This window comes from Acinetobacter stercoris, from assembly GCF_900323515.1.
Lineage (GTDB): Bacteria > Pseudomonadota > Gammaproteobacteria > Pseudomonadales > Moraxellaceae > Acinetobacter > Acinetobacter stercoris.
Window position 1 is genome coordinate 1 of record NZ_OOGT01000213.1, and the last position, 6,569, is coordinate 6,569.

The 6,569-nt window shown below is 36.3% G+C and carries 5 protein-coding genes; all 5 read right to left on the minus strand.

The window, feature by feature from the left end:
- Positions 1–17: 17 nt before the first annotated feature.
- On the minus strand, positions 18–692 hold the full coding sequence (locus tag KPC_RS16715) for a fimbrial biogenesis chaperone (protein ID WP_121975484.1): 675 nt from the start codon (positions 690–692) through the stop codon (positions 18–20).
- Between the two features lie 28 nt (positions 693–720).
- Positions 721–2,370 carry a hypothetical protein gene (locus KPC_RS16720; protein WP_121975485.1) on the minus strand — a complete coding sequence of 550 codons (1,650 nt, stop codon included), beginning with the start codon at positions 2,368–2,370 and terminating at the stop codon, positions 721–723.
- Positions 2,363–4,870, minus strand: coding sequence for a CS1-pili formation C-terminal domain-containing protein (locus tag KPC_RS16725; RefSeq protein WP_121975486.1), 2,508 nt, complete (start codon positions 4,868–4,870; stop codon positions 2,363–2,365). Before KPC_RS16725 ends, KPC_RS16720 begins: the two co-directional genes overlap by 8 nt.
- Positions 4,871–4,875: 5 nt before the next feature.
- Complete coding sequence (locus KPC_RS16730; RefSeq protein WP_121975487.1) at positions 4,876–5,556, minus strand: EcpB family pilus assembly chaperone; 681 nt, start codon at positions 5,554–5,556, stop codon at positions 4,876–4,878.
- Positions 5,557–5,643: 87 nt separating this feature from the next.
- The gene (gene ecpA, locus KPC_RS16735) at positions 5,644–6,234 is read right to left on the minus strand and encodes a common pilus major fimbrillin subunit EcpA (protein WP_121975488.1); all 591 of its coding nucleotides are present in this window, start codon (positions 6,232–6,234) and stop codon (positions 5,644–5,646) included.
- Positions 6,235–6,569: the final 335 nt, after the last annotated feature.

Consider the following 6,569-nt stretch of genomic DNA (forward strand, 5'->3'; position numbering starts at 1 on the left):
ATTCAATTCAGTTATTTTTAAAAACATATTTTACCTAAAGGAAGATATTTTTTATTTACAATAATAAATTTCCGATTCAACTTCATTAACCTTTCATCTCTATAAATATCTCCTGGTAGCATATAAAAATGATTTGCATCTTCATCTTTACCATTACAGCCTTGCTGAACAATAACTCTAAAAAAAGTATTTCCAGTATTTTTAATTACACCATTTTCCTCATCTATTTCATATTTAACAGATTGCTTCTTTGGTCGAACAATCAGTATGGTACTCATGGATACTGAAGGAAAAAAAGTGGTTATCCCCTTTCTGTTCAGACCAGGAAGAGCTGTCAATGGTGTTTCAATAAAAACCACCCGGTAATATCTTTCTTTATTATCACTTGGCCCGATATATAATATTTTAAAAAAATCAGTATTATTAGGCTCTATCTTTAACTGTAAAGGAGTATAAATAAGATCGCGATTTTTTTCATAAATCGGATGTTCCCCTCCTTTACCTGGTTTATCTATCTTATATGAACTAATCTGGTACATATTTGATGTTCGCGTATCATTTTTTATTGCTTTAGCTATAAAACTTTCATCAGACATCATTTCATAGATATAGGATGAAAAATATACAGCTGAGACTGAATGCGCTGTTAAACCCAGACTCAAAATAATCAGTTTTTTAACTAAATGTATCATGCAAGCAGATCCAGTTTATTTGATTTAACTATCGTTCTACCCCGATCCATTTTGCTTCAACTTTCACATCCCCCTCCGCATGTACTGTCCCTAACCAGTCAGTTCCTTCCATAGAAATTTTTGATATGGGGTTATTCATTGGAAACCTGAGTTTTAAATAAGTCTGATAAAAAAATCCTGAATTGTTTTCATCCCAGGGAGTTTCACCCCACAATGCATTTGTAATATCCATTTTCTGGGTTTCATCACAACCACTATACTGTTCAACGCGATTACCTAAAATATTGGTATAAGAAAGATATGCAGGGATTGGAACATTGATTGCTTGATCATCAGATTTAAATAAGCAATATTTTTGTCCAGCTACATTTACATTTTCACCAATAATATGTGCAGTGACGATATCTGCTTTACGTGGTGCAGATTGAATTATTTTATAATTGAACTCAATATCAGGCTCATAGTCTCCAATTTTACCTTCTAGATGTGTTAGTTGAGGGTTAGATGGTTTAATACTAATGCTATATTCACGAGGGATAATATCGACTGCCATAGACGTCGCAAATTGGTAGAACCCTGAAAATGGCGCGACGGTATTGTTAATTGCAAATGTAAAAATATTATCTTTATCTGCAGTTGAACCTCCATACCTGAGTAATTTTTTGAAAAAGGCTTTACTAAATAAAACACGTACATAACCAGAACCAGAATTCATCATTACATTAATTCTGTTATCGGTACCTGTATAATTATATCTTTTCCAGACACCATTGCCGCCTTCAATCTGAATATCACGATCCGATGGAATAAATCCTAATGCGGTGTTATCCACAACCATATAAAACCTTAATCCATTGTCAAAAGTGCCCGGATTTCCATCAATATCGTATTTAACCATTTGACAGGCAATCCCTTCTTTTTGATCTCCTATACCTGTCGCTCCGATGACATATTCACAATAAGTACTATTTTCTGCCAAAGACGGTGTGCCATCAGATGCAACCCATATTTCACTAAAGGCTTTGGTGTCCTCTAAACGGATATGCCCTGTTTTAGTTGCTGTCATACGGAAAATACGCCATCTTCCTGTTTTAGCATCTTTACAACGTTCACCTTTTTGCGGGTTATATTCTTCATTAGTTTCACAGACATTCATATCAATTACATCTGTTCCTCCAACACTTAATGATCTAAAGTGTTCATATGCTCCTGCTGCAAAAGATCCAAAAGCATATTGACCTCCATTTTCACCAAGACCTACTTTAGATTTAAATGAACCAGTATCATCTGTATATTCGGGAATCATGTAACCAACTGCTGGACACGGACCTCCAGCAGCCAACCGACAGCGTGTTCCTTGATATGGATTTCTAATCGAGCCATCATCAAGCCAAAAATCGACATAATAGTTATAATAAAGTCCGTAAGCCCCACCCATATACCCCAGATTATCCTGATTATCTTTACCAAATTTTGTCCAGACGTTCGCACCTGAAAACCGGGGATCCAGCGTAGATGGAGCAATGAAATATTCCCGATCGATCCTGTTTTCAACAAAAATATAGTTTTTTGCAGGAGCCAAATTCGTTACAGCAGGCTTAGTCAATGCATATGCTTCAGTTAAAAATAATAAAAAAATACCAGCTGCCAGAATGACATTCTTTATAGACTTAATCATTTCTTCGCACCTCTAGACTCTTATTTCGGGTGCTTACTGTTTTATATTTGCATTGAATGTCACCTAACCATTTTGCCCCACGAGCATCTTTCAGATTCAATTCAGACTCACAAATATCACCATTGCTTTCAATCAAGGTCAGAATTGGATAACGTTTATCAACATCTACAGAAAATTCACCATTACCATCTGTCATGGTTTTTCCGATATGGTTATGAATACTGGTATTACTTGCAACTTCGCCATCTGGATAATGGACCCGACCAAAAATGGTCACCATTTGCTTAATTTCTGGCTGAATGACCGATACATTGCCTGGATATAACACTACAGTGCTCTTACGCCCTTGACCGATATTGACACTATCTACAGAATTCCTATCATTTCTGAGCTCTACGATATATTGCTTATATGGGCTTAAAGGAATAAAGTTCTTTTCCCCTGATAAAGTGAAGTCTTGGCCGTTAATTAATGCAGAAACTTTACCTTTATCACTTAAACCTGTTTCAATAATTACACCCGAATTCATATTATTATTACCAAGTGCAAAATGTTGAGGAGTCACAGCAATAGAACCCTGACTTGTATAATTCATAGAATAACTATTGGCTGAACCACTCGCCGAAAATGTGCCCGTATTGTATTTTGTTTCATATCCAATATATGCTGATGCCATAAAGTCATCTTCATTGACTTGATAGTTTTTACGGTCAATAACCTGAGAAACATCTACACCTACGCCCGTAATTAAACTGTTTTGGAAATTTTGTTTATAACTGGCATTTGCCAACAAATTACTGTTCCGGCTGCTCAAACCTGCACTAAACCATTTGGAAAGTGGCATACGTACATCAAAATAGATGTACTTATCTTCATAGTTTTGCTGATTTTGATACTCTGAACGTTGGTAACCTGCTCTAAAGCTCACATCAACATAACGTGTATTGAACAGATTCTGTGTATATTCAATATTTGTAGTTGAATTAGTTCTCTTCAGATCTTCTGAATAACTCGTCGAAATAAACCCAAGTTTTTTATGCAACTGCTTCAAGTTTAAAGACAAACCCAAATCATAACTATCGGTTTCAGTAAAAGATAATTTATTGCCTACATCACTGAGATTTCTTGAACCCCATACACTGCCATATCCCTTGGGCAAATTATAATTAATGGTAGCAGAAGCACGATAAGAGGCATCTGTTGTAAGCATAGATTGTAAATTTAAGGTCGTACCCAAAGGTAAGGTAATGTTGCTCTCTATTTCATTAACTACATTTTCATCAAAAGCATATAATGTTGAACGCAAACTCATACCTGAAAATACCGGAAAATTTTTAGCAGCAGCAACTCCCACTAACCACGTCTCTGTTTCTCTTTTTGCATATTCTGCTGGACTTTCTCTCAACATGTATTTCAACATCCCGCCAAAAACCTGCCAATCCAGTACACCTGTCACACTTGAATTTCGTCCAAGTGATTTATTCACCTGTGCAACAGTAGCACTAGTTTCCTGCCCGTTAATTAAAATTTTGACTTCAATATTGTATAAACCATAAGGTAAGCCTGAAGTATCAACCTCGTGACTCCCCATTGAAAAATTTTGAATACTAAGTAAACGCCCATCACGATAAAGCTGGACAGAACCAGCACTTGGTAAAAAAACAACGATTGGAACCAAAGACTGCGTTTTGTCCTCGATCATGGTATTGCTTTTATTTCCATAGGTTGCACCATAAACCTTACTGGTATTTAATGCATTCAGACTGGCGATAGATTGCATGCTCCAGGTGTCCATCATACCGACAGCAAATCTATTTCCTTCAAAGTCTCGTTCATACAATGCACGATATAAATCCGAACGTGTATTTGACTCCCCCACACCATAAACTGAACCGTTTAAAAGTAGATGATGTTCACGAATCGAACTGACACTATCCAGACTCAAATAATTGGACGATGTATTTCGACCGTCATAGTCATTATAAGAAGCACCAAAACGATAATTTAAAACCGAAGAAAAACCGTCTGAAGTTGATTGCCCTAACACATCTGAACGAGAAATAAATTTTGTTCCCAAAGCATTTTTATTAACCTTTAGCTCCAGATACAAAGACTGCAAATCAAATTGAAAAGATGCATCATCTGTAACTTTGAGCGACATATCCGTATCAAATGCTTTTTTTAATTTCTCTAATTCATTTTTTACAGTTTGTGAAAGTTCTGTAGTTTGTACGACATCTTCAAATAAAATACGCTCAACATATAACTGACCTTTTTTATACGTAATCAGTGCATCCGCAATTTTTTGCTTACTCTTGCCATTTTCAATTTGTGTATCTGCTTCAAACTTCAAATATACTGGTACGGTAAGCCCTTGCATCAATGCTCTGGAAAGTAGAGCAGGAAACATATATTTCCCCATATGAATTTGGGATTGCTTCTCGTTGGCAAAAGCAGAACCCGACAAGATCAGCAAACTATAAAGAATACGGCTCTTCATAATGCTTACCTTGCTACATTTATATATTTGCTACCGTGCCAGATCCCTAAATGAGTTTTTCCATCGTTAATATCTATATGCTGAAGCGTTACAGATTTACCAGGCATGACATAGTATCTTTCACGGCAGCCATTTCCATCTTTATTCTTTGATTCATCGAGGCACTTTCCAGCAGCTACAACCCTAAAACTACTATTTCCAGTATTATTGATAGTGCCATTTGTATAGTGATAATCGAACTTTTCCTGACGCGGAGCGACTACTAAAATCGTGTTAATTTGTGCAGATGTTGTCGCTTGAGCTCCTTTATTTGCAGTATCCTCACCTGCACTGACAACAGGTGCATCAATCCAAGATAAGCGATAGTAACGCTCTTTATCATCAGATGGACCCTGGTAAATGATCTTGAAAATATCTTTGGCAAAACCTGGCAATACAAGTCCAGCAGGTGTAGACAATATTTCAGATTTGGATTGCATTTCTATCAACTGGCCATCAGCCAGTGGTGAACTGATACGAAAAATTTTAAGTCCGACAAATCGTGCAACATCCGTAGTATTTTCGATTTCTTTTGATAAAAGAGACTGATTGGGCTCAATGATCGAAGTAATATCTCCCACATTGACTGCCGCACATTGAGAAGAGATCAATAATCCAGCAATTAAACCTGATACCTGAATATTCATTCGCTACCCCCTAAGCCCTAAGAAGCAAGGGAGAACATATTCCCCCTTACTGGGTCATCATGACCACCGAAAATGTTCTGGATTGGTTTATGGTGTTGTTGTCCAGTTTGCATTAAATTGCACAGCGACTTCGCCATCCCAGATACCATCTGTCAGATCTTTGAATTGTGCAGCTGTAGTACCATCTGCTGTTGCAGAATCAATCGTAAAAGTAAAATTATTTTGTGCAGAAGTGCGACCTGTTCCTGCAAAAGCTGTTGATTGAGCTAATGCTTCTAAACCGGCATTAATATTTTGTGCGGTATCAATCATTTTTGTTTCAGTTGTTTTAGATAATTTGTCACCATTCCAGACTACACCTACGTTTAGAGTAGATGCATCACTGGTACGGCTTAATGTATTACTGATCAATTTAGACGATAATTCAAAATCTGTTGCACCACTCTGACCTTGCACCGTGACATCAAAAGCACCCACTTGTGTATTAAACTGCTCAAGACCTTCTGCATACTGGAAACTTAAAGATTTTAATGGCGTAACGACTAAAGCGCTTGTTGTATCTTTCTTTGCAGTTGCATCCCATTTAGCAGTTGCAGAAGCTGATATATCGGCAAATACAGAAGTAGCGAATAATGAAGAAACTGATAGGACAGTCAACGCAGAAACTAATTTTTTCATAGAAACCTCAATAAAAATGTTACCGACTGACTATCGGAACACTAAGACCCTGATGATCAAAAGACAGGGGAACCTGAAAACTAGCAACTAAAAACCTGCTAGAAAAACAAACCCAAAGGCTGTTTATTTGTGCTTAAGAAAGCATTATTAAAATGATATAAAGTATATTTTTTTACTTATTAGCCGTTTACGTATAACTTTCTACCTTTTTACGCACAACATGCGGAATCAATATTTCACCAAAAATTATTTTAAATATTATCAATAAAAATCAAACATATAGATAAAATAATTATAAATATAAAATACAAGACATATAGACTAAACTTCATATC

What these genes read in the sequence shown, in the direction of transcription:
- KPC_RS16730 (WP_121975487.1), bottom strand. Translation starts at nt 5,556, where the DNA reads ATGAATATTCAGGTATCAGGTTTAATTGCTGGATTATTGATCTCTTCT.
- KPC_RS16715 (WP_121975484.1), bottom strand. Translation starts at nt 692, where the DNA reads ATGATACATTTAGTTAAAAAACTGATTATTTTGAGTCTGGGTTTAACA.
- ecpA (WP_121975488.1), bottom strand. Translation starts at nt 6,234, where the DNA reads ATGAAAAAATTAGTTTCTGCGTTGACTGTCCTATCAGTTTCTTCATTA.
- KPC_RS16725 (WP_121975486.1), bottom strand. Translation starts at nt 4,870, where the DNA reads ATGAAGAGCCGTATTCTTTATAGTTTGCTGATCTTGTCGGGTTCTGCT.
- KPC_RS16720 (WP_121975485.1), bottom strand. Translation starts at nt 2,370, where the DNA reads ATGATTAAGTCTATAAAGAATGTCATTCTGGCAGCTGGTATTTTTTTA.